This is a genomic window from Agrobacterium tumefaciens (assembly GCF_005221325.1).
Classification (GTDB): domain Bacteria; phylum Pseudomonadota; class Alphaproteobacteria; order Rhizobiales; family Rhizobiaceae; genus Agrobacterium.
In genome coordinates this window covers 1,810,793-1,833,971 of the sequence record NZ_CP039889.1, presented here as the reverse complement: position 1 = coordinate 1,833,971, position 23,179 = coordinate 1,810,793, and the positions used below count along the sequence as shown (strand labels likewise).

The 23,179-nt window shown below is 60.1% G+C and carries 20 protein-coding genes; 4 read left to right on the top strand and 16 right to left on the bottom strand.

All coding sequences use genetic code 11. The features are described from left to right. The first annotated feature begins 233 nt into the window (after positions 1–233). The 3 genes from CFBP5499_RS23380 (at position 234) to proP (ending at position 4,341) form a co-directional block, all read left to right on the top strand. Positions 234–2,192 (top strand): putative bifunctional diguanylate cyclase/phosphodiesterase, encoded by a 1,959-nt coding sequence (locus tag CFBP5499_RS23380; protein WP_175416863.1) that lies wholly within the window; start codon positions 234–236, stop codon positions 2,190–2,192. Between the two features lie 166 nt (positions 2,193–2,358). Further along, a complete protein-coding gene (locus tag CFBP5499_RS23375; RefSeq protein ID WP_080827907.1) occupies positions 2,359–2,655 on the top strand; it encodes a PRC-barrel domain-containing protein in 297 nt (98 codons plus the stop codon). Positions 2,656–2,820: 165 nt separating this feature from the next. Beyond that, complete coding sequence (proP, locus tag CFBP5499_RS23370; protein WP_175416862.1) at positions 2,821–4,341, top strand: glycine betaine/L-proline transporter ProP; 1,521 nt, start codon at positions 2,821–2,823, stop codon at positions 4,339–4,341. A 104-nt stretch (positions 4,342–4,445) separates the two neighbouring features. Here the strand turns inward: proP and CFBP5499_RS23365 are convergent, their stop codons facing one another. From CFBP5499_RS23365 to CFBP5499_RS23305, 13 genes are all read right to left on the bottom strand, one after another. After that, positions 4,446–5,171, bottom strand: a complete 726-nt coding sequence (locus tag CFBP5499_RS23365) for an SDR family oxidoreductase (protein ID WP_080827908.1) — start codon at positions 5,169–5,171, stop codon at positions 4,446–4,448. Between the two features lie 57 nt (positions 5,172–5,228). Beyond that, a complete protein-coding gene (locus tag CFBP5499_RS23360; protein WP_080827909.1) occupies positions 5,229–6,839 on the bottom strand; it encodes an FGGY-family carbohydrate kinase in 1,611 nt (536 codons plus the stop codon). Between the two features lie 90 nt (positions 6,840–6,929). Further along, entirely contained in the window at positions 6,930–7,661 is a 732-nt protein-coding gene (locus tag CFBP5499_RS23355; RefSeq protein WP_080827910.1) for an SDR family oxidoreductase, read from the bottom strand. 39 nt (positions 7,662–7,700) lie between these two features. Next, positions 7,701–8,678, bottom strand: a complete 978-nt coding sequence (locus tag CFBP5499_RS23350) for an ABC transporter permease (protein ID WP_080827911.1) — start codon at positions 8,676–8,678, stop codon at positions 7,701–7,703. Further along, a complete protein-coding gene (locus CFBP5499_RS23345; protein WP_080827912.1) occupies positions 8,668–10,170 on the bottom strand; it encodes a sugar ABC transporter ATP-binding protein in 1,503 nt (500 codons plus the stop codon). The genes CFBP5499_RS23350 and CFBP5499_RS23345 overlap by 11 nt, the downstream gene beginning before the upstream one ends. Positions 10,171–10,241: 71 nt before the next feature. After that, positions 10,242–11,153: an ABC transporter substrate-binding protein gene (locus CFBP5499_RS23340; protein WP_006315917.1), complete on the bottom strand. Its 912-nt coding sequence runs from the start codon at positions 11,151–11,153 to the stop codon at positions 10,242–10,244. Positions 11,154–11,250: 97 nt separating this feature from the next. Further along, positions 11,251–12,135, bottom strand: a complete 885-nt coding sequence (locus CFBP5499_RS23335) for an AraC family transcriptional regulator (protein ID WP_080830114.1) — start codon at positions 12,133–12,135, stop codon at positions 11,251–11,253. A gap of 370 nt (positions 12,136–12,505) precedes the next feature. Continuing rightward, a complete protein-coding gene (locus CFBP5499_RS23330; protein WP_080827913.1) occupies positions 12,506–13,558 on the bottom strand; it encodes an NAD(P)-dependent alcohol dehydrogenase in 1,053 nt (350 codons plus the stop codon). Positions 13,559–13,905: 347 nt separating this feature from the next. Then, complete coding sequence (locus CFBP5499_RS23325; protein ID WP_080827914.1) at positions 13,906–15,204, bottom strand: FtsX-like permease family protein; 1,299 nt, start codon at positions 15,202–15,204, stop codon at positions 13,906–13,908. After that, the gene (locus CFBP5499_RS23320) at positions 15,201–15,890 is read right to left on the bottom strand and encodes an ABC transporter ATP-binding protein (RefSeq protein WP_080827915.1); all 690 of its coding nucleotides are present in this window, start codon (positions 15,888–15,890) and stop codon (positions 15,201–15,203) included. Before CFBP5499_RS23320 ends, CFBP5499_RS23325 begins: the two co-directional genes overlap by 4 nt. A 4-nt stretch (positions 15,891–15,894) precedes the next feature. Continuing rightward, complete coding sequence (locus CFBP5499_RS23315) at positions 15,895–16,359, bottom strand: hypothetical protein (protein ID WP_080827916.1); 465 nt, start codon at positions 16,357–16,359, stop codon at positions 15,895–15,897. A gap of 114 nt (positions 16,360–16,473) precedes the next feature. After that, complete coding sequence (locus CFBP5499_RS23310) at positions 16,474–18,228, bottom strand: alkaline phosphatase (protein ID WP_080827917.1); 1,755 nt, start codon at positions 18,226–18,228, stop codon at positions 16,474–16,476. Between the two features lie 119 nt (positions 18,229–18,347). Continuing rightward, the gene (locus tag CFBP5499_RS23305) at positions 18,348–18,938 is read right to left on the bottom strand and encodes a TetR/AcrR family transcriptional regulator (RefSeq protein WP_175416861.1); all 591 of its coding nucleotides are present in this window, start codon (positions 18,936–18,938) and stop codon (positions 18,348–18,350) included. 122 nt (positions 18,939–19,060) lie between these two features. Between CFBP5499_RS23305 and CFBP5499_RS23300 the strand changes: the two genes are divergently transcribed. Further along, on the top strand, positions 19,061–20,290 hold the full coding sequence (locus CFBP5499_RS23300) for an MFS transporter (protein WP_080827919.1): 1,230 nt from the start codon (positions 19,061–19,063) through the stop codon (positions 20,288–20,290). A 49-nt stretch (positions 20,291–20,339) separates the two neighbouring features. On the opposite strand, the gene purU is transcribed toward CFBP5499_RS23300, so the two are convergent. The 3 genes from purU to soxG all read right to left on the bottom strand — a co-directional run bounded on the left by purU (position 20,340) and on the right by soxG (position 23,169). Continuing rightward, complete coding sequence (gene purU / locus CFBP5499_RS23295) at positions 20,340–21,209, bottom strand: formyltetrahydrofolate deformylase (RefSeq protein WP_420043089.1); 870 nt, start codon at positions 21,207–21,209, stop codon at positions 20,340–20,342. A 119-nt stretch (positions 21,210–21,328) separates the two neighbouring features. Next, on the bottom strand, positions 21,329–22,597 hold the full coding sequence (glyA, locus tag CFBP5499_RS23290; protein WP_080827920.1) for a serine hydroxymethyltransferase: 1,269 nt from the start codon (positions 22,595–22,597) through the stop codon (positions 21,329–21,331). Between the two features lie 17 nt (positions 22,598–22,614). Continuing rightward, entirely contained in the window at positions 22,615–23,169 is a 555-nt protein-coding gene (soxG, locus tag CFBP5499_RS23285) for a sarcosine oxidase subunit gamma family protein (RefSeq protein ID WP_175416860.1), read from the bottom strand. Between the last annotated feature and the right edge of the window lie 10 nt (positions 23,170–23,179).

Sequence of the window (23,179 nt, the reverse complement as noted above, 5' to 3'; positions counted from 1 at the left end):
TTCGAGATAACCATCGGAACGGCCGTTCAATGTTTTAAAGTTTGTCGAACCCGACCACAATATGATCCGGATGCTGCTGCAACGGCATTTAACGGCGAAAATGGCGGTATGTTGCGAAGATACGTAGCTGCACCTTGCAGTTGATGCAGTTGTCTCCCGGTTAACCCTGTGTATTTCCAATGATGTAACTGGGCTTATGCTACCGATGTCGTCCTGTATTTGATGAGCCATAAATGAAAATACTGATCGCCGTACAAAAACTGCTCGACTTCATGTCTGTTCGGTCTGACAATCCCGACCTTTTGAAAGCGCAGTACAGAGCCTTCACCCGGCAGATGCCGATGATGTATTTCATTTTGCTCTCAAGCACATGGGCGCTTGCCATTACGCATATGCAATTGGCGCCGCTTTGGCTCACCGTCGGGGTTCCCGCCGTTTTTACCGTCGGCTGCACCCTTCGGGTCGCTTTCTGGTGGAGGACACGGGGTATCGATCCCCGGCCGGAGATGGCACTTGCCGCCCTTCGCCGCACCAACCGCCTGGCCGCCGGCATCGCGCTCGCCTTCACGCTTTGGTCTTTTTTGCTGGTGCCCTATGGAGATGCCTATACGAGATCCCATGTCGCCTTCTACATGGCGATCACCGTCATCTCCTGCATTTTCTGCCTGATGTATGTGCGGTCCGCCGCCTTCACGGTGACACTCATCGTCAATGGCGCTTTCATCGCCTTTTTTGTGGCGTCACGGCAACCGACATTCATTGCCATCGCCATCAACGTTCTGCTGGTCTGTGCCGGCATGATGTCCATCCTGCTGACCAATTACCGCAACTTCGAGCGCATGGTCGTTTCACAGCAGCGCACGGAGGCGCTCAGCAACGAAAACCTGCTGCTTGCCAATATCGACAGTCTGACGGGACTGCCGAACCGCCGCGCCTTTTTCGCCCATCTTGAGGCCGAGCTCGAAAATGCCCGAGAAAAGGGAACCCGGCTGGCGCTGGGGGTCATCGATCTCGACGGCTTCAAGCCGGTCAACGATCTCTACGGACACTCGGTGGGAGACCGGCTGCTGATCAATGTCAGCAAGCGTCTCACCGACAATCTGAAAGCCAGCAAGGCTTTTCGACTAGGCGGTGACGAATTCGCCATCGTCGCCCCGATCATACCGGATGACGTGCAACTCGTCGCGAACGCCAATGCGATTTCCGAAGAATTGAGGGCGCCTTACCATATGCCGGAGGGAACGGTGCATGTTTCCGCATCGATGGGAATAGCGGTCTTTCCGCACCTCGCCTCCACGCTGGAGCAGCTTTTCGACAGGGCGGATTATGCCCTTTACCATGCCAAGAAAACCCGGCGCGGCGATGCCGTCCTGTTTGATGCGGAACACGAAAAGCAGATCAATATCGAAGCCCGCATCGAGAATCTGCTCAAGCAGAGCGATGTGAAAAACGAACTTTCGGTGATGTTTCAGCCGATCGTGGATATACGCGACGGAAAAACGGCGGGCTTTGAAGCGCTGGCCCGCTGGCACAGCCCGGTTCTCGGGCATGTGCCGCCTGCGCAATTCTTCGCCATCGCGGAACGGGCCGGCATCGTGAGTTCGCTGACCCGGCCGCTTCTGAAGATGGCACTGGCGTCGGCATCGGCATGGGATCCTTCCCTGCGCCTCTCATTCAACCTTTCCGCCCAGGACCTCAACTCCCACGAGGGCGTGCTGTCCCTGATCGGCATCATCGAAAATAGCTGTTTCGACGCCCGCCGTCTCGATCTTGAAATCACCGAGACGGCCTTTGCCCATGATTTCGAGCAGGTGAGGCAATCGGTCGATATCCTGCGCCGTCTCGGCTGCGGCATTTCACTTGATGATTTCGGCACCGGATATTCCAGCCTCACCCGGCTGCACGCATTGCCGTTGACCAAGATCAAGATCGACCGCAGCTTCGTCACCGATCTGCACGAAAGACCAGCCAGCTACAAGATCGTGAAATCGCTTCTTGCCCTCAGCCGGGACATGGAGCTGGAATGCGTGGTCGAAGGGGTGGAAACGCCAGCAGAACTCGCCACACTGGAAAGCCTCGGCGCCACGCTGGTGCAGGGCTATATTTATGCACCGCCGCTGAGGGAGTGGGACGTGGCCGAGTTTCTTTCGGGGCAAATACGCGTAGGCCGCACGGCCACCGGCAAAAGCTAGAACATCCATCTGGCGCGAGTTCCTCGTCCGCTTTGACAAAGACACTCTTGCGACCCCCAAAATGCACCGATCAGAAATAACCTGTCTCCGCCAGCCGCGATATTGGATGGAACGGTTTTGCAGTGCGGGAGTTTGTTTTGTGCAAACCAAGACAGGAGGAAGAACGATGGACCATACCAATCACGTACGCCTGGTTGAAACGGAACTCACACCCTCGGTGCTCGAAGGCGCGACCGTTTATGGTGCGGACGACCACAAGGTCGGCAAGGTTGACCATGTCCACGGCGTTGGGGCCGGCAGCACCGCGATCATCGATGTCGGCGGTTTTCTCGGCATTGGCGCAAAGCCGGTCGCAGTCCCGCTCAGCGACCTTGATTTCATGCGCGACGAGGACGGCGACGTCCACGCAGTGACCTCATGGACCAAGGACCAGCTGAAGGACATGCCTGAGCATCACCACTAAACCATCCCACCAGACTTCAGAAGCGCCCGGCCATTTGCCGGGCGTTTGTTTATATGGGCGCACCACGTCCCCCGTTCCCCTTTGCCGGCAGATGGAACACTTGCGCATGTGAGGCATTTTCATGGCGCGCAATAATCGATTGCGCAGCATTCAAGGGGACAACAATTGAACAGTCAGATTCAGGCCAGCCCGCTGAGCATTGACGACGTGACAGTCATTGATGACGAGAAGGTCAAAAAAGCGGTGACGGCAGCCGCCCTCGGCAACGCCATGGAGTGGTTCGACTTCGGCGTCTACGGTTTTGTCGCCTATGCCGTCGGCAAGGTCTTCTTTCCCGAGGCCGCTCCCGCCGTTCAGACGGTCGCGGCGCTTGCGACATTTTCGGTGCCGTTTCTCATTCGTCCGCTGGGCGGCATTTTCTTCGGTGCGATGGGCGACAAGTTCGGGCGACAGAAAGTCCTCTCCCTCACCATTATCATCATGGCCGCCAGCACCTTCTGCATCGGTCTCATTCCGGGCTATGCGACCATCGGCATATGGGCGCCCATCCTACTGCTGCTCTGCAAGCTCGTTCAGGGCTTTTCCGTCGGCGGCGAATATACCGGTGCGGCCATCTTCGTGGCGGAATATGCGCCGGACCGCAAACGCGGTTATCTCGGAAGCTGGCTCGATTTCGGTTCGATTGCCGGCTTTGTGCTTGGCGCTGGGTTCGTCGTGCTACTCAGCACCGCCATGGGGGAAGCGAAATTCATCGACTGGGGCTGGCGCATCCCGTTCTTCCTGGCCGCGCCGCTCGGGCTCATCGGCCTTTATCTCCGCCACGCCGCGGAAGAAACCCCGGCTTTCACCGAACGGCTGCAGCGTGCTGAAGAAGAGGATCGCCAGTCGCTCAAGGAGCGGCCGATGGTGCCGATCGCGGAAATTGCCAGAGAGCATGCCCGATCGCTGGCGATCTGCATCGGCATGGTTCTCGTCACCAACGTGACCTATTACATGCTGCTCACCTACATGCCTACCTATCTGTCGAAAACGCTTGACTACAGCGAGGATCACGGCGTTCTCATCATCATCGCAGTCATGGTCGGCATGCTGTTCGTCCAGCCTGCCATAGGGTTGCTGAGTGACCGGATCGGCCGCAAGCCGTTTCTTGCCGTCGGCAGCACGGCGATCCTGTTATTCTCGCTGCCGGCCTTTCATCTCATCGCCAGCGGCCAGGTGGTGCAGATATTCTTCGGGCTGCTTATTCTCGCAGTCGCACTCAATTGCCTGATCGGCATCATGGCCTCGACCCTGCCCGCACTCTTTCCGGCCCGCATCCGCTACAGCGCGCTGGCAATCGCCTTCAACATCTCGATCATCGTCGCCGGGCTGACACCAACGGTAACCGCCTGGCTGGTGGAGGTGACCGAAAACATCTACATGCCAGCCTATTACCTCATGGTCGCAGCCGTTTTCGGCATCGTCACGACCTTCTTCCTAAAGGAAACGGCCAACCGGCCGCTTTATGGCGATACACCGAATGCCTCCAGTCGAAAGGAAGCGAAATCGCTTCTGGCCGAGCAATATCTGCATATCGAAAAAAGCGTCGAAGAGATTGACGAGGAACTCGTCAAACTGGAGGAGCAGAAGAAGATACTGCAGGCCAAACGCGACGAACTCGTCGGGCGTCATCCCGACCTGACCTGACAACGCCGCATCCTAAAATGAAATGCGCGGCGATGCATCTTGCACCCCGCGCATTCATTTTAGTGGTTTTCAGCGATCCGCTTTGAGACCAGCTGTGACCTGTCTCAAACGGCGAGGAAACCGCCATCGACGGGCAATACGGCGCCGGAAATCATCTTGCTGTCATCCGAGAGCAGCAGCGCGATGCTTTGCGCCACCTCTTCGGCTTCGGCAAACCGGTTGAGCGGATGGCGAACCATCATTGGTTGGCTCTTTGCGGGATCGTTCCACGCCTCCGCGGCCAGTTCCGTGAGTGTGATGGTCGGTGCGACAGCATTGACGCGGATGCCATGCGGGCCGAGTTCCTTCGCCAGAACACGGGTTGCTCCCTCAAGTCCCGCCTTCGACGCCGCATAACACAGGTGATCCTGAAAACCGCGATGGCCGGCGATGGACGTGATGTTGACGATGGCGCCACCGCCGCCATTTGCGACGCGGGCGCGGGCAAATTCCTGGCAGGTGACGAGCGCAGCGCGCAGGTTGATGCCGAGAACGGCTTCATAACCCGCATCGCTCATGTCGAGCACGCTTTCCAGCACGTTGATGCCGGCACTGTTGATCAGGAAGTCGCACGGGCCAGCTTCCGCCATGGCGGCACGGGTGGCGGCGACATCGGCAAGATCGACGCGGATCGAACGGCCGCCGATTTCGCTTTTCAGGCTGTCGAGATCGGACTGCGTGCGGCTGATCGCCACCACTTCCGCACCGCGCGCGGCCATCAGTTGCGCGCAGGCGCGGCCGATACCTTTGCCTGCGCCGGTGATGATGACGGATTTTCCGGAAAACTGCATGGAATCCTCGTTATTTTGCGGCCGACACGGCCGGATGATCTAAGTTTGCGACAGCGCTCAGGAGTGGTCGGCGGCACGAATGGCGCGCGCCGCATTCTGCAGCGCCAGAAACGCGTCGTAACGCGCCTGGTGGACCTTTTGAAAAGCAGGATCGGGTGCAGCACAGCTGGCGATGCGCGACATTGCGGGCATGGCGGCCATCAGGTCGGGATAGGTTCCGGCGGCAACCGCGCCAAGCATGGCCGACCCCAGAAGCACGGGCTCTTCACATTCGGTGAGTTCGACCGGAAGCCCGGTCGCATCCGCCAGCAACTGCCGGGCAAGCGGATGTGCACCCGCCCCACCGCTGACGCTGATGGTTTCCACCGGCGCGCCGTTGCGGGCCTGCGTCTCGATGATCTGGCGAAGCCCGTAACCGAGGCCGAGAAGCCCCGCCACATAAAGCGCAACGAGAGAATCCACGCCGGTCTCCATGCCATAACCGGCAATGACGGCACGGGCATGCGGATCGGCAAAGGGCGCTCGATTGCCAAGGAACTCCGGCACCACATGAAAATCTTCGGCGATCTCAGCTGCGGCGGAAGCGGATGCGGCAAGGCTGAGAGCGCGGTCGGCGAGCCAGACCGGCAAGGCTTTGCCTTCCTTGTCGGCAAGCGCCCTCGCCTCGGCAAAGGCCGGGTGCAATTGCACGAGGTAATCGATGGCTGCACCGGCGGCGGACTGGCCGCCTTCATTGAGCCATGCGCCGGGAACCATGGCGGAATAATAGGGACCCCAGACACCCGGCACGAAAGCGGGTTCAGCGGTGGTGGTCATGGTGCAGGACGAAGTGCCGAAGACATAACCGAGGCATCGCAATGCATCGCCGCCCGCAGCCACCGTGCCGACACCGCCGGCATGGGCGTCTATCAGGCCCGCGGCAACGGCCGTGCCCGCAACCAGCCCCATGGCCTTTGCGGCATCTTCCGTCAGGCCCGCGCCCAGCGCCGTGCCGGGATGGACGACGTTTTCACCGATGCGGCGGAAGCCCTGCTCGGCCAGATCGCCAAGGCCGATCTTGGCGAAATATTCCGCATCCCAGCGGTTTTCATGGGCGAGATAGGTCCATTTGCAGGTTACCGTGCACGCGGAACGATCGAGCGCGCCGGAAGCCTTCCATGTCAGAAAATCCGTCAGATCGAAGAAATGCTCGGCTCGCGCATAGATATCCGGCCTGTTTTCGCTGAGCCACAGCAGCTTGGGCGTCTGCATTTCCGGGGAAATGCGGCCGCCGACATATTTCAGCACGGCGTGTTCGCCGGCATTGATCCGCTCCGCCTGTTCAACGGCGCGGTGATCCATCCAGACGATGATATCGCGTTCGGGATGATCAGGGGCGCCGACCGACAGGGTCTCATCATCAGGCCCGCGAACAACCAGCGAGCAGGTGGCATCGAAACCGATGCCGGCAACTTCGGCCGGATTAATGCCGGTGCGCGAAACGCTTTCGCGCACGCTGTCGCAAACCGCCTGCCACACCTCACCGCTCGACTGTTCGGCAATGCCGCCATCCTCGCGGTGCATGCTGATCGGGCGCTTGGCGGTAGCGAGAAGCTTACCTGCGACATTGAAGACACCGGCCCGCGCCGAGCCTGTCCCGACATCGACGCCAACAAGGTAGGAAGCCATTTGCGATACTCCTCGGAGCGGATCATCCGGTGCTTGAACGATATGGAGCGGCTGGACCGGTTCCGATTTCCCCAGCCGCTCCAGAGGTTTTTAAACGCGGTCGAAGTTGGTCGGAAGAACCAGCATGTCGCGGATGGTGACGGTGCGCTTGCGCGTCAGCATGTAGATGACCGCATCGGCCACTTCGCTCGCATCGATAAGGCTACCCGATTCCTTGGCCTTGCGGAGGTTTTCCTCCGGCCAGTCCGCCAGAAGTGCGGAGACGACCGGGCCTGGAGAGACCTGCGCAACGCGCACGCCGTGCGGGATCATCTGGCGGCGCATGCCCTGCACGAAGCTGGTGATCGCCCATTTCGAGCCCGAATAGACCGGCTCCCAATAGGTCGGGAAATGCCCGGCGATCGAGCAGGTGACGATGATATCGCCGGTCTTGCGCTCCGACATGTGCGGCACGACGGCCTGAACGTTCTTCATGACGGCGTTGACGTTGAGGTTCAGCATCTTGTCGATGGCTTCGGGCGTCGTCTCGGTCAGCTCGCCACCGATATAGGTGCCGGCATTGCAATAGAGAATGTCGATATGATCGACTTTCTTGAGGATTTCCGGGATCATGGCATTGCAGCTGTCCGCGTCCAGAAGGTTAGTGACCTGCGGAATGGCGCGGTCGCCCAGCTTGGCGGCCAGATCATTCAAGGCTTTCTCGTTCCAGTCGACCATGACCACGGTTGCGCCCTGTTCCAAGAGCGCTTCTGATGTGGCAAGCCCGATGCCGGATGCGGCGCCGGTGATGACCGCGATCTTGCCTTGCAGCGATTCAGACATTTAATTCTCCTGCGTTTATGAAGGTGTTTCCGGGCCGGCTCAGCGCCATTCGCGCCCGATATAGATGGCCAGCAGAATGATGCCGCCCTTGATGACATCCTGCAGATAGGGGTTGATGCCCATCAGGTTGAGGCCGTTATTGAGAATGCCAAGCAGCACCGCGCCGATCAGCGTGCCGAGAATGAGCCCCCTGCCGCCGGCAATTGCCGTACCGCCGAGAACGACGGCCGCAATCGCATCAAGTTCGAAGCCGACGCCGGCATTGGGCTGGCCGCTCATCAAGCGACCAGTCAAAATAAGGGCGGCAAAAGCTGCCGTGACGCCCGAGATGCCATAGACGGCAAGCTTGACGCGCCGGGTCTTCACACCCGAAAGGCGCGCCGCCAGTTCGTTGCCACCAAGCGCGTAGACGTGGCGGCCGAAGGCCGTGCGCTGCAACAGCACCCAGGCCACGGCATAAATCACCACCATGATGATGACAGGCACCGGAACGATGCCGACACGGCCGACGCCGAACCAGGAAATCCAGCTCGGAATGCCGCTGACCGGATAACCGCCGGAATAGATGAGGCCAAGGCCGCGCGCCATGCCCATGGTGGCGAGCGTGACGATGATGGCCGGCATCTTGCCCCAGGCTACAAGCGCCCCGTTGAAGATGCCGATACCGAGACCGATGAAGAGGCCAGCCGGCAGGGCAACCGCGGGAGACAGACCGGTATTCACCATAAGCCCGGCCGACAGCGTGCCGACAAGCGCCATGACCGCACCGACCGAAAGATCGATGCCGCCGGTGAGAATGACGAAGGTCATGCCGACGGCGAGAATGCCAACGACGGAAACCTGTCGCAACACATTCATGATGTTGTTGACGCTGAAGAAATTGTCGCTCGCAAGCCCCATCAGGATGGATACGACAATCAGGCCCGCCAGAGGCAGGGCGAGCGGTGAACGCAGCATGGCGCTGAGACTGAAACCGCCCGTTTTCGCGGCAACGCCGGTGTTTGCATCAAGCGACATGTTCAACTCTCCCGGTGGTGGCGTTTGTCATTATTGTTTCTGAATTGATATCCGCACCCTCGACGGTGGCGACGATGCCGCCGGAGCGGAAGACGCAGACCCTGTCGGACATGCCGATCACTTCCGGCAGTTCCGAGGAGATCATGATGATCGAATGGCCCCTGGCGGCAAATTCGCGCATCAGCGAATAGATTTCCGCCTTTGCGCCGACATCGATACCGCGTGTCGGCTCGTCGAAGATCAGCACGCGCATGTCATGGTTCAACCAGCGAGCGATGACGATCTTCTGCTGGTTACCACCCGACAATGTATCAACGCGGGCGTAAGGTCCCTGCGCCTTGACCTGCACCTGCGCCATGGCCTTCGTCGTGTGCTCCAGTTCCTTCTTGAGATCGAGGAACCAGTGGGCCTTGCGGTATTTGCGGTAATTGTTCAGCGAAATATTCTGCAGAATGGAGAAACTCGTGATCAGCCCCTCCTCCTTGCGGCTTTCCGGCAGCAGGCCAATGCCGCGCATCAACGCATCATCGGGGCCGGATAAACGCGTATCCACGCCATCGAGCTTGATCTTGCGGCGCGAGGCCGAATGCGCGCCGAGCATGGCGAGAACCGTTTCCGTGCGGCCCGAGCCGACGAGCCCGGCAAAGCCGAGGATTTCGCCCTTGCGCAGCGAAAAGCGGGAGACGGGGCCGCCTTTCTTCAATTGCAGCTCTTCGACTTCGATCACCTTTGCAGCGGAAGGGTCGAGCTGCGGCTTCGGCGGGAAGCTGGCTTCGATGCGCCGGCCGACCATCATCTCGACCAGACGGTCATTATCGACCTCCGACGTCAGGCAGGAGCCAATCAACTCGCCATCGCGCAGAACGGTGATACGGTCGCAGATTTCGAATATTTCTTCGAGATGGTGCGAAATGAAGATGATCGCCACGCCCTGACGGCGCAGTTCGCGCATGACCTTGAACAGGTGCTCTGTCTCGGAGGGCGTGAGCGTCGCGGTCGGCTCGTCGAGCACGAGGATGCGGGCATCCAGCGACAATGCCTTGGCGATTTCGACAAATTGCTGCTGGGCAACCGAAAGGCGGTGCACCGGCACGTCGAGCGGAACATCCACGGCCAGACGGCCCATGATTTCGGCCGCGCGCTTGCGCATGGCGCCCTTGTTCAAAAGGCGCAGCGGGCCGCGGATTTCGCGGGCAAGAAACATGTTTTCAACGGCATTGAGATAGGGGATCAGGCTGAACTCCTGAAACACGATGCCGACGCCGGCGGCAATCGCCTCGTCATAATTGGCGAAGCGGCGATCCTTGCCGTCAATGCGGATCGTTCCCTCGGAGGGCTGCAAAATGCCGCACAGGATCTTCATCAAAGTCGACTTGCCGGCACCGTTCTCGCCCAGAAGCGCATGCACCTCGCCGGCGCGCGCCTCAAGGTCGACGCCGCGCAGGACTTCGATCTTGCCAAAGCTTTTTCTTATTCCATTCAGTTCCAGCATTTCACCCTCCTCAATGGTCGGGATTTAACCCCGCCCCCGCACAAGACGGGGACGGGGCCTGGGAGGAGTTCTTACCAGCTGAACTCACCGGCGTTCTTGCTGTCAACGACCATGACGTCGATCGGGACTTCCTTCGGCACGACGCGGGCGCCCCACTTCTGGGCAAGCGCCATGGCAAGGCCAACACGCACCTGGTCACGCGGGAACTGCGCGGTGGTCTCGATGAAAGGGCCACCGTCGGCAATTGCCTTCACCGCTTCCGGAGCGCCGTCTACCGAGGTCAGCTTGATGTCCTTGCCGGAACCCTGGATCGCGGCAAGCGCACCCATTGCACCGCCATCATTCACCGAGAAGATGCCGGCGAGGTTCGGACGCGACTGGATCATGTTTTCAACGACGCCGAGAGCGACCGAGCGGTCCTGACGGCCGTTCTGCGTATCGACCAGCTTGATGTCGGCGAATTCGGCGAGAGCCGCCTTGCAACCTTCGACGCGCTGAAGGATCGGCACGACCGGGATACCGTCGAGGATTGCGACTTCACCCTTGCCGCCGAGCGCGTCACCGAGGTGTTTGCACGACTTGTAGCCCGCGTCACGGTTCTTCGAGCCGACGAATGTGTCGACCGGGCCGTTTGCGTTGGCGTCAACCGCCACGACAATCACGCCGGCGGCCTTGGCAGCGTGAACGGCGGCTTCGATGCCGGCACTGTCGGTCGGGTTGAGGAGCAGGATGTCGATCTTCTGCTGAAGCATGTCTTCAACATCGGAAATCTGCTTTGCGACATCATGGCCAGCGTCGGTGACGACGACGTCAGCACCGATGCTTGCGGCGGCTTCCTTCAGCGCTTCCTGCATCGATACGAAATAGGGGTTATTCAGCTCCTGGAAAGTCATGCCGATTTTCAGCTTTTCCTGCGCCAGCGCCGGAGCGGCCATCATTGCAATTGCGGCTGTCGCCATCAGAAACTTGGATTTCATTTTCATCTCACTCTTCCTCCCATTAGGAAAGTTGGGGCAACAAGTGCCCGTTTCCGGACAGACCTCTGCCCGAATTCTTAGAAATTGGCGATGTGTCGCTGGTTTACTCCGCCATCACAGCTGCCTTCTGGGCCGCAAAAATGGTTCGGAACCTCGACGGTGACATTCCCTTGAGTTTGAGGAAATGCCGGTTGAAATTGGAAAGGTTGGAGAAGCCAACATCGTAGCAGACCTCCGCCACCTTCACATCCTGATCCGCCAAAAGCATCTGGCAGGCGAGATCAATGCGTAACTGATTGCGATACCGCACCAGCGTCGTACCCGTATGGCGCTTGAAGGCGCGGGAAAAGGCGCTCGGGCTCTGGCCAACCATGTCGGCCAGATCGATTTCCTCGACCTGCTCGGTCAGATGTTCGCGCAGATGCGACAAAGCGCGGTTTATGCCGCTATCGCCAATGCCCGTCAGATCAAGCTCGTAGCTCAGGCTTGCCAGCACCTCGGATGTCGGCGCATTAACCAGCAGATCGAGAATTTCCCAGAAAAGCGCCAGACGCGTCAGGCCCTGCGCCTCGATGAGCCGAAGGATCAGCGGACGAACGCGGTCGCTCGTCTCGTCGTCAAAGAGAATACCGCGACGGCTGCGGTCCAGCAGGACGCGCACCACTTCCATCTCAGACATGGAGGCGCAGGCATCCTCGATAAAACTCTCCGGAAACTGGATCACGAGGGAACGTGTCGGCACGATTTCGTCAGGCTCGATCTCGCTGATCCAGTTCTGGGGGAGATTGGGGCCGGTCATGATAAGCTGACCGGGGCCGAAGCGGCCGACGAAATCACCGATATAAAAGGTGCCTGATGTCGCGACGACCAGATGAATTTCATATTCGGGATGATAATGCCAGCGCACGGTGCGGAACGGATAGCCATGCCGCCAAGCAGCGAAAGATTCGCCCTTGCGGATGTGCACCAGTTCCAGATCGGGCTGCATCATAGTTCCTCCCATTCATACGTCCGCCGCATTCACGGAGCGGGCCATTCCTCTTTATGGCTCGTCCCAGGCGTTGATGAGGAGCATAGGGCGGGCCGTGGCTAAACATCCACATCACGCCGAAGAAATTGCTGATACTTTTTTGACTCATTTTTGTCGAGAAATGAAGAGTCGCCCGATAGGACTGATTACGGACGCGGCGAAGGCGGCGATTTTTTCGCTCAATTTGCCGTGATGCGCTCAAACAATGCGCAACCGAATAAGATTTCTGGTGAAATTTTGACGTGTGGCCCGCCGGATGCCGGCAGGCCACACTCATACTTTTCCGTAACGTCTTTGCCGCTCATTCATCAGCGGCAAGCCATGTCCGTTATTGCGGCATCACGATCTGCAGTTTCACATCCGTTTCGCGCGCTTCCACCGCGCGGTCGAAACCGGCAATGCTATCTTCGAAGGGAATTGTCGCGGAAATCAGCGGCTTCAGGTCGACCTTGCCGGAGGCGATAAGCGCCACGGCGCGGTCATAGACATTGGCGTAGCGGAATACCGTCTCCACCCGCAGCTCCTTGGCCTGCAGGCCGACAATATCGACCGGAACCGGATCGACCGGCATGCCAACCAGCACAATGGCGCCGCCCGGACGCGCCAGTTTCGCCATGCCGAGCACGGCGGGCGCCGCGCCTGAGCATTCGAAGACGATATCGCAGCCCCAGCCATCCGTGGCGGCCGAAACTGCTTCGGCAAGGTTGCGCTCGCGGATGTTGACGGTCTCGATGCCGTCATAGGCGGCGATGATATCAAGCTTCGGTTGAGCGAGGTCGGCAACGATTACCTTGGCGCAACCGCCGGCAAGTGCTGCCAGCGCCACCATCATGCCGATCGGACCTGCGCCCGTGACAACGGCGATATCACCTGGCTGAATGCGTGCCCGCAGCGCTGCCTGCATGCCGATGGCAAAGGGTTCGACCATCGCGCCTTCGGCAAAGGACACATTGTCTGGCAGCTTGTAGGTGAAGGCGGCGGGGTGAACGATCTCAGGCGTCAGGCAGCCATGGATCGGGGGCGTCGCCCAGAATCGGACAGCGGGATCGACATTATAGATGCCAAGCTTCGAGGCCCGAGATGTGGGATCGGGAATACCTGGCTCCATGCAAACGCGGTCGCCGGCCTTCAGATGGGTAACGTCGGAACCGGTTTCGATCACCGTACCGGACGCTTCGTGGCCCAGTACCATGGGTGCGTTGACGACGAAGTGGCCGATCTTGCCATGGGTATAATAATGGACATCGGAGCCGCAGATGCCGACCGTATGGGTGCGGATGCGCACATCCTTCGGTCCGAGTTCTCCCGATCCTGCTCCACCCGGAATATCAAAATCCCTGAGCGAGAGCTTGCCTTTTTCTTCCAGCACCAGTGCCTTCATCTCATCCTCCATGGTTTGCGATACGCCTGGCAGCGAATTCAGTAAGCGTGATGGCGTGCAACTTCGGCAAAAGTAAATAGAAATCCGCCGGATCGGCGGGTTTTTCTTCGCGAAGGAAAAACTGTATCGAGACGCCTGCGATTTCTCATCACTGGCGGGATGCCGTAGCCTTTCGGGACCGGGACAGAGGGCATGATTCGTCCGCCGATACGGTACGACATTACATCCCACAGGGCTTGCCGGCCGCCCCCCCTGGAACTCCCCGCCCGGAAATCGCTCGGCATCGGCAGCAATTGTGCACGTAACGCGATCTGCTTGTGGCATTAAAACACGCCAGTATCGTTGTCTTAGGCCCGCAGCGCGGCGGCGGGCGACTGGCGATAGGCGAGCAGTGCCGGTATTGCCGCAAGAATAGCGGCAAAGCCCAGCAGGAAGAACGCAAGACGCAGATCCTCTCCGGTGAAGCCAACAGGGAGGATCACACCGCTTTTTGCGGTGAAGAGCTGCGCCCCAATATGGGCAGCACCCAATCCCAGCAGAAAACCGATGCCGACGCCAAGCGCCACCAGAAAGAAGAGCTCCAGCCAGACGATGGCGAAGACCGAGCCACGGGGCGCACCGAATGCCCGCAACGCGCCGATCTGTCGACGCCTTTGCCCGACATGGATGACCGTTACCAGCATCAGCGCCGCCGCCACCAGCCCTTGCGAACCGGCGGCAACTGCGCTCAGCACCGCCTTGGCGTCGCCAAGCGTCGCATAAAGGCCGGTCAGCACCTCGCCCGGAAATACGCCGAGCGTATTGCCGCTGCGATACTCCTGTCGCAGGCGATAGGCATCGGCAATCGTCTTCGGCTTGACGAGAATGGCCGGCAGGCCGGGCAGGCCGTCGCCAAAATTCTCGACGATCGGCGCATCAAGATCGATACCGCCATGATGCTCACCATCTTCATGAGCGTGATCGTGACCGCCCCCGTGTTGGTTTTCGCCGGCATGTGCATCCGCATCGCCCTCACCATGTCCGTGCTCATGACCATGATCCACACCGAGGCCATGAACGTGCCAGACGGCCTGGATCGGCACGAGAATGGCGCGATCCCAGGGCGTGCCTGTTGGCTGCAACCTGCCGACAACCGTATAGGCGATCTCGGTATGGGTGTGGCCGCCGGTCTCGGCACTGCCATGCATCGGCTTGATCTCGGCACCAATGGAGAGATTGACGGCGGCCCCAAGCACGGCCTCACCTTCCAGCACGAAGATTTTGCCCTCGGCAAAACCCGACGTCGTATTGCTGACGAGGCTCGTCGTCGTGCCAACAATGGGGTAACCGGCGAAAGAATCGCCAAACCCGACCGGCGCGGCCCAGGCAACGCGCGGATCGGCGGCAAGCCGGGTGAGAACGGCACCATCCACGAGCGGCAATGGCGCTGCCTGCAGGAAGATGGATGAGAGGACCAGCTGGGTTTCGCTGCCGGCCGCGCCGATGACGAGATCGAATTTATCGGCGGCGCGGGCACTGCCGAGGCGCAGCGACCGTTCCTGCAGCGTGACCGCCACACCAAGCGCGGTGGCCAGCGCAACAAGCAGAACCACAACGGCCCCGCCCAGCCACAGGCGACGCAGGTCGGCGAGGATGAAGCCGATCATGCCGCGATCTCCTTCTGGTCCGTATCGGCGACGATACGGCCGCCGCTGAGGGTCAGACCCCGGTCTAGACGGCCGATCAGATGCTGGTCGTGGCTGGCGACGATCAGCGTGCTGTGGGTGCTAGCCGCAACAGAAAGCAGCAAGTTCCCGACGGCCTCGCCGCTTTCGAGATCGAGGCTTGCGGTCGGTTCGTCGGCGATGATGACGCCGGGGCTGCGCAGCAAGGCCCGCGCAATGGCGACACGCTGCATTTCACCCCGCGACATGGTTTCGACGTGCTGCCCGGCGCGTTTGAGGCCGACGGTCGCAAACAGGGATTCGGCGCGCTTCATCAGGTCCGCATCCGCCACACGCGACAGGCGGGCGGGCAGCAGGATATTATCCAGCGCGGACAGGCCGGGAAAGAGATGAAACTCCTGCATGACAAGGCCGATATTGGCGGCCCGCCAGCTGTCGCGGCGACCCTCCGACAAGTCAGCGATATTCTGCCCGCCCCAGACGACACTGCCGGTCTGCACGCGCTCAAGACCGGCGATGATGTTGATAAGGGTGCTCTTTCCCGAGCCGGAGCCGCCCGTTAGCGCAACGCGGCTGCCGGCGGCGATGTGCAGATGGTCGAGAACGAGGACCGGCGCAGCAAGCCCCGGAAAGGACACGGCAAGATGATCTATTTTCAGGGACAGCATGGTCTCAAACCACCGCGTATTCTGCCTGGCGAATGCGCAGCAGGCTAACGAAACCGGTCTCGGGATCGGTCCATGAGCCCGTTTCCAGCGTGCCGCGCACTTCGATCGTCTGGCCGGGCTGGGTAAAGGTCTGTTTCTCGCCGAGATAAACGACGACGATATTGTCCGGCCAGTCGGCATCCGTGGAGCAGAACGGGCAGATCGACATGGGTATTTCGGTCAGCACGAAAAACTGCGCTTCGGCCTTCAGCGGCGGCGCCATGAAACCGCGTATGGCGATTTCCTTGCCCTTCAGCTCCTTGACCTTTTCCGAAAATTCCAGCCCGAGGACGCTGACCTTGCCGTAGAGTTCGTCAAAGGTGAGGTCGCTTGTCGCCTGCGCGCGCGTGCCGGCGGCCAGCAGCGGCAGACCGGCGATGAGACCCAATGTCTGGCGGCGGTTAAACCGCGCCTGATCAAGCTTGCCCATGACCATTCTCCTGTTTGAAAGGTCTTTCATCGCCAACCGCCGGGACCGGCAATGCAAAACCGCAAGTGACGGCAAGGGCACACCATGGGGGTGCGCCCTTGCCCGGTTCATATCTTAGTTGGTCTGCTTCGCGCCGAGTGCGAAGGCCTCGGCAAGACCCTTGTAGACATCGCTCTGTTCCATATAGCCACGGAAGCCTTCGGCACCGGGGCCTTCGGCCTGCAGCACGACGTCGTCAACGGCGTGGACGCCGCTGTCCGAGCTCTTCGGGATGATGCCGGTGACGAACACGGCGCCGGGAACATCCTTGTACTGCTCGTTGGCGATATATTCCTTCTTTTCGTTCTGGACGGCGGGCGTGAACGGGCCATCGAGCTTCGGACGGAAGGTTTCGTAGTGGTCCGGACCGTTATTGGCGTTCAGGAACAGACGACGGGAAACGTCGACACTATCAGGATAGCCATCGCCGTCCTTGTCTTCGTAGTTCGGGAAACCGGCTTCGGCATAGGTGCCCACTTTTTCGCGCATGTCGGTGCCGGGCTTGTTGTCATCAACGGTGCCGATGATGGAAACGCCATGCGTGTGGTCGCCGGTGACGATGATCAGCGTATCGGGGTTCTTCGCCGCAAATTCGCGGGCGATGCCGATGGTCTTGTCGAATTCGATCGTATCGACAACGGCGCGATCCCAGTCGAGCGGGTGGGACATCTTGTCGACATTGGCCGCTTCAACCATCAGGAAGAAACCTTCCGGGTTCTTCGACAGATTGTCGAGCGCGACCTTGGTCATTTCAACGAGACCGGGCTGATCCGGGAACTTGGCCGTGGTGCCCTTTTTCAGGAATTCGCGGTCAAGCGTGGTATCCATGTTGCCGGTGTGGAACAGGCCGAGGATCTTGCCGGTATTGGTGCCGGAAGCAGCGGCGAGTTCCGTTTTGCTGGTCGCCAGCGTGTAGCCAGCTTCCTTGAACATGGCGATATAATCCTTGTCGTCCTTGCGCTTGGAACCCGCCGTGGCCTGCGGCAGGAAATAAGCGGAACCGCCGCCGAAAAGAACATCCGGCTTCACGTCGAACAGCATGCCATTGATTTCGGCCTTGTCGCCGCGCTTGCGGGTGTGGGCAACGACAGCAGCCGGTGTCGCATCTTGCACTTCGGCGGTGGAAATGATGCCGATCGACTTCTTGGTCTGGCGGCGCAGCGCTTCGGCCAGCGTTTCCACCTTCGGATCGTCGAGCGAGGCCGGGGTGCGGTCGGCATAAACGCCGATGGCGTTCACGGCGGTCTTGTGACCGGTCATGTAGGCCGACATGGTGTTGGCGCTGTCGGTGGCGACGGCGTCAGTGGCGGAGGTGCCGACGAAAGCGACCGGCGGCACGTCGTCCATGTTGAGACGGCCATTGGCCTTGCCCTCGGTCATGCCCTTGGACATGATGCGGGCGGCGGTGCGATGGGCAACGGACAGGCCGTCGGCAATCAGGAAGATGACGTTCTTGGCCTTCGCCTGGGCAGGCGTGCCATAAACGGTCCAGGTGACGTTCTTGGTTTCGGCACCGGCCGAAACTTCGACCTTGTAGTCACCGGCATTGGTGAGCGTCACGCCACGCAGGATAACGGCCGAACCCAGCACCTTGTCCTTGTTTTTTTCCTCGGCGACGAATTCCGCGTCCTTGCCGAGAGCAGCCTTGTAATCCTGGCCATTGACGGTGATCTTGATGTCTTCCGGCTTCACGACGGAAGCGAACTCGACTTTGAAATCGAACGGCGAACCGGTCAGGATCGTAGCACGATCAAGCGGATAAACCTCGGCAGCCTGAACGGCGCCGGCAAGAACGGTCGTGGCGACCAAAGCAGCAACGATTTTGCGCATATTCCCCTCTCAAGACGTGTGAAAACCACGTCCTGTCCTAGACCCGCCAGATGACAGTTGCATGACTTGCAGCCAGCCATATTGTGCGTTGCAGGAATTCGGAGGCCTCGTACCTAGGATCAGCCTTTGATCCGCAGTCCCTCCAGAAAAGTCCGGAAACTCTTCACCGCGCGTTTCGAGGTCGTTTCGGGGTCGTCGGAATTTGCGATCCACTGGGCGGCGCTACTGCTCGCCGCATTGATGAAGCGGGCACATGCCTCCGGATCGATGTCGCCGATTGTGCCCTCTTCCTTCAGCGCGCTGAGGCTGCGCGCAACGGCCGAGATGCAGCCATTGGCATTTGGCCAGCGGGATGGATCGCCGAGCACCGCCGGCCCGTCGCGAAACATGATCCGCTGGATTTCCGGTTCAAGAGCCATGCGTACATAACCGACATTCTCTTCGACAAAACCCTCCCACGGGGTCTCAGCACTAGACGAAATGTCGCAAAGCCTCTTTGTCATCTCCGCGTCGATCTCGGCCACAACGGCCATCAGCAGGCCCTTTTTATCGCCAAAATGGTGATAGAGCGCGCCGCGCGTGAGACCTGCCCCGGCGGTGAAGTCGTCCATCGAGGCTTCCGCATAACCGACGCTGCCAAAAGCCTTACGGCCGGCAGCCAGAAGCTTCGCCCGCGTCTCGGCAATCATTTCACTGCGAGGTTTGCGCACTCTTTTCTCCAATCTTCACATACGAAGCGTATATTAGTTGACATATGCTCCGTATGCAATTATCTCATTTACATACGCCACGTATGTATGTGGTGGACACCCGTTGAACAAGGTGCACTCCGATGTCTAATCCATACAGAGAAATTTTCCGCGCTCCAGGTGCAAAAGGCTTTTCCGCTGCGGGTTTCTTCGCCCGCCTTCCCATCGCCATGGCCCCGATCGGTATCGTCGCCATGCTGTCGCAGACCCACGGGGAATATTGGCTGGCCGGCGCCGTTTCGGCCACCTTCGCCTTGACCAATGCCGCTGCGGCACCACAAATCTCCCGGCTGGTGGATCGCAAGGGGCAAAGCCGCATCCTCATCCCCGCCACCATCGTCTCGGTCATCGCCTTTGCGGCGCTGATCATCGCGACAAATCAGAGATGGCCGGCCTGGACATTGTTCCTGTCCGCGTTCCTTGCCGCCGCCATGCCGAGCATTCCCGCGATGATGCGCGCCCGCTGGACGGAAATCTTCCGCGACCGGCCGGAACTCAATACGGCCTTCGCCTTTGAATCCGCCGCAGACGAGCTTGTTTATATCGCCGGTGCATCGCTATCCGTCGGCCTTGCGGTTTCGCTCTTTCCGGAAGCCGGCATGATGATCAGCACCACCTTCCTGGCGCTCGGCACCTTTGCCTTCCTGCTGCAACGCGCGACCGAACCGAAAGTGCGGCCGGTGGAAAGCGGACACCGGCAGCGTTCGGCCATATTCCTGCGCCCGGTCCAGATCATCACGCTCGCCCTGATCTTCGTCGGCTCGACTTTCGCCACGGCCGAGGTGAGCGCCGTCGCGATCACCAAGGAGCTTGGCCAGCCGGAAGCCGCCAGCCTCGTCATCGGCGTTTATGCCATCGGCTCCTTCGTGGTCGGCCTCATTCTCGGTGCGATCAATCCGAAAATGCCGCTGCAGCGCCAATTGCTGATTGCCGTCAGCGTGCTTGCGCTCACCGCGCTGCCGCTCCTCGTCGCCAATACCAGCGTTGCCCTGCTCGCCTTTGCCGTCTTCCTAAGCGGCGTGGCAATCTCCCCCGTCTTCATCACCTCATTCGGCCTGATCGAGCGCCGCGTGCCGGAATCGATGCTGACGGAGGGTGTCACCTGGGTCATGACCGGCATTGGCATCGGCATGGCGTTCGGCGCTTTCATCTCCGGCTGGGTGATCGACAATTTCGGCGCGGATAACGGTTTCTGGGTATCGGTTGTCGCGAGCCTGACCACAGTCGCCATCATCGGGCTCGGTCAGCGTAGCCTGTCGGGAGAAACACGGGATTCGGGCTCGGCACCTGCCGTACAGCAGCCTGCGGAATAAGAATAACCTCTTCAGACAAACCGGAATTGAATGGGCTGAGACTGCGGGATCAGCCCATTCGCTCGGATACATGTTCCCCGGGTGATGCGGGGAAGACGACTGTCCTGTTTCCGTTCAGGAAGACCCGCTGATGAATATGAGCGTGGATGGCGCGCGCCAGAACCTGGCTTTCCACATCGCGTCCCAGGCTCACATAATCCATCGCGCTCTGGGCATGGGTGACGCGGATCGTATCCTGCTCGATGATCGGCCCTTCATCGAGATCGGCGGTGACATAATGGGCGGTCGCGCCGATCAGTCTCACCCCGCGTTCATAGGCCTGCTTGTAAGGGTTGGCACCCTTGAAAGACGGCAGGAAGGAGTGATGGATATTGATGATGCGACCCGACATCTCCTGACACAGCCGGTCCGACAAAACCTGCATGTAGCGCGCCAGCACCACGAGTTCGGCGCCCGTATCCCGCACCACCTGCAGGATCGCCCCTTCCGCCTCGGGCTTGGTTTCCGGCGTGACACGGATGTGATGGAAAGGAATATCCTCGTTCACCACCTGCTTCTGGTAATCGAGGTGATTGGAGATCACCGCGACGATCTCTACCGGCAGCGCGCCGATGCGGGAGCGATAAAGCAGATCGTTCAGGCAATGGCCAAAGCGCGAGACCATGATCACGACCTTCTTTTTTTGCGAAAGATCGTGAATGTCATAATCCATATCGAAATCGGCCGCGACAGGACCGAACCCGTCCAGCAGCGCTTCCCGTCCCGATCCCTGCTCGGAAACAAAGCTCAGCCGCATGAAAAACCGGCCGGTCTCCTGATCGGTGAATTGCGAACTGTCGTTGATATTGCAGCCGGACTTGGCGAGATAACCGGAGACGGCGGCGACGATGCCGCTGCGGGCCGGGCATGAGACTTTCATGATATAGGTGTTCAAATCCTGCTCCCCTGACTGATGAACGCACGGATTGATCGTCCATCAACCGCCCGGCTGCGATCTTGGATGCCGGTCCCGAATATATCCAGGACCGGCAGAGTGATTTACGAGACGTAGATCGGGAACGCCTCGCAAAGCGCGGCAACCTCTCCCCGCACCTCGGCCTCTACCGCGATGTCGCCCTCGGCATTCGCCGCCAGCGCGTCGATGACACGCAGGATCAGCACGCCGATCTTTTCGAACTCGGCCACGCCGAAACCGCGCGTGGTGCCGGCCGAGCTGCCGAGCCGGATGCCCGAGGTGACGAACGGCTTTTCCGGGTCATTAGGAATGGAGTTCTTGTTGCAGGTAAGTCCCGCCCGTTCCAGCGCGATTTCGGCAATCTTGCCCGTGACGCCCTTCGGGCGCAGATCGACCAGCACCATATGGCTGTCGGTTCCGCCCGAGACGATACCGAGACCACCATCTGTCAACACCTTTGCCAGCGCCTGTGCATTCGCGATGACCTGACCGGCGTAATCGGAAAATTCCGGGCGCAGCGCCTCACCGAAAGCCACGGCCTTGGCGGCGATGACATGCATCAGCGGGCCGCCCTGATTACCGGGGAAGACGGCCGAGTTCAGCTTCTTGGCGAGATCGGCGTCATTGGTCAGGATCACGCCGCCCCGCGGGCCGCGCAATGTCTTGTGGGTTGTCGAGGTGACGACATGCGCATGCGGCACCGGGTTCGGATATTTGCCGCCGGCGATCAGGCCGGCATAATGGGCCATATCGACCATCAGATAGGCGCCGACTTCATCGGCGATCTCGCGGAAGCCGGCAAAATCGATCTGGCGCGGATAGGCAGATGCGCCGGCCACGATCAGCTTCGGCTTCGTTTCCAGCGCCTTTTCCCGCACCTTTTCCATGTCGATCAGATGCGTCTCGGCATCAACCTCATAAGAAACGACATCGAACCACTTGCCCGACATCGTCACCGGCGAACCGTGGGTCAGGTGGCCGCCATGGGCAAGCGAGAGGCCCATGATGCGGTCGCCCGGCTGCAGCAGCGCCAGAAACACCGCCTGGTTGGCCTGCGCGCCGGAGTGCGGCTGCACATTGGCGAATTCCGCGCCGAAAAGCTGCTTCAGCCGCTCGATGGCGACCGCCTCGACCTTGTCGACAAATTCGCAGCCGCCATAATAACGCTTGCCGGGGTAACCCTCGGCATATTTGTTGGTCAGCACCGAGCCCTGTGCCGCCAGAACATCGGCGGAAACGATGTTTTCCGAGGCGATCAACTCGATCTGCGTCTTCTGGCGGTCGAGTTCCTCGGCGATGGCATCAGCGATCACCGTGTCCGAAACGGTATTGTGTGACAGGCGGTTGAGCATGGTTTTCTCCTCCAAGATCAGACGATGTCGGCCGCAAGTTCCTTGCAGCCGGTTTCAAGCAAATGGCCAAGATGCGATACGAAGCTGTTCCAGACATCCATGCGGAAACGGTTCTCCGCATCACGCCACAGCACCACGGTCACACCGTCGAAAATCGTCCGGCGTCCCTCGCCGACGGCAATCGTCTCGATATCGCGGGCACAGCCCAGCGTCAGCAATTCGGCGGCCTGCGGACCCTCGATCAGCAGCGTGACTTCGCGCCCGGAAATATCAACGAGACTGTGTGGATTGCTGGCATAAACGCCCGCGCAGGCGGCGACCAGCCGGTCGATTTCGCTAATCGGCGCAAGGATGGTCCATTCATCCGGGCCCAGTCGCAGGGTCTCGGTTTCACCTGAAGCGGCGCGGGTGCCGATCCGGTCGGGCAAGCTCAGGCCAAGGGCGGCACTGAGCGGCGCCAGATCGCCGCGCGCGCGCAGCGACAGCCGCGCCTGCGCGGCCAAGATGCTGACCCGGGCTGCTTTGCTCTCGGCCAGCGTGCCGGGAACGGGGGAGGAAACGCGCATGTTCATTGTCATCTCC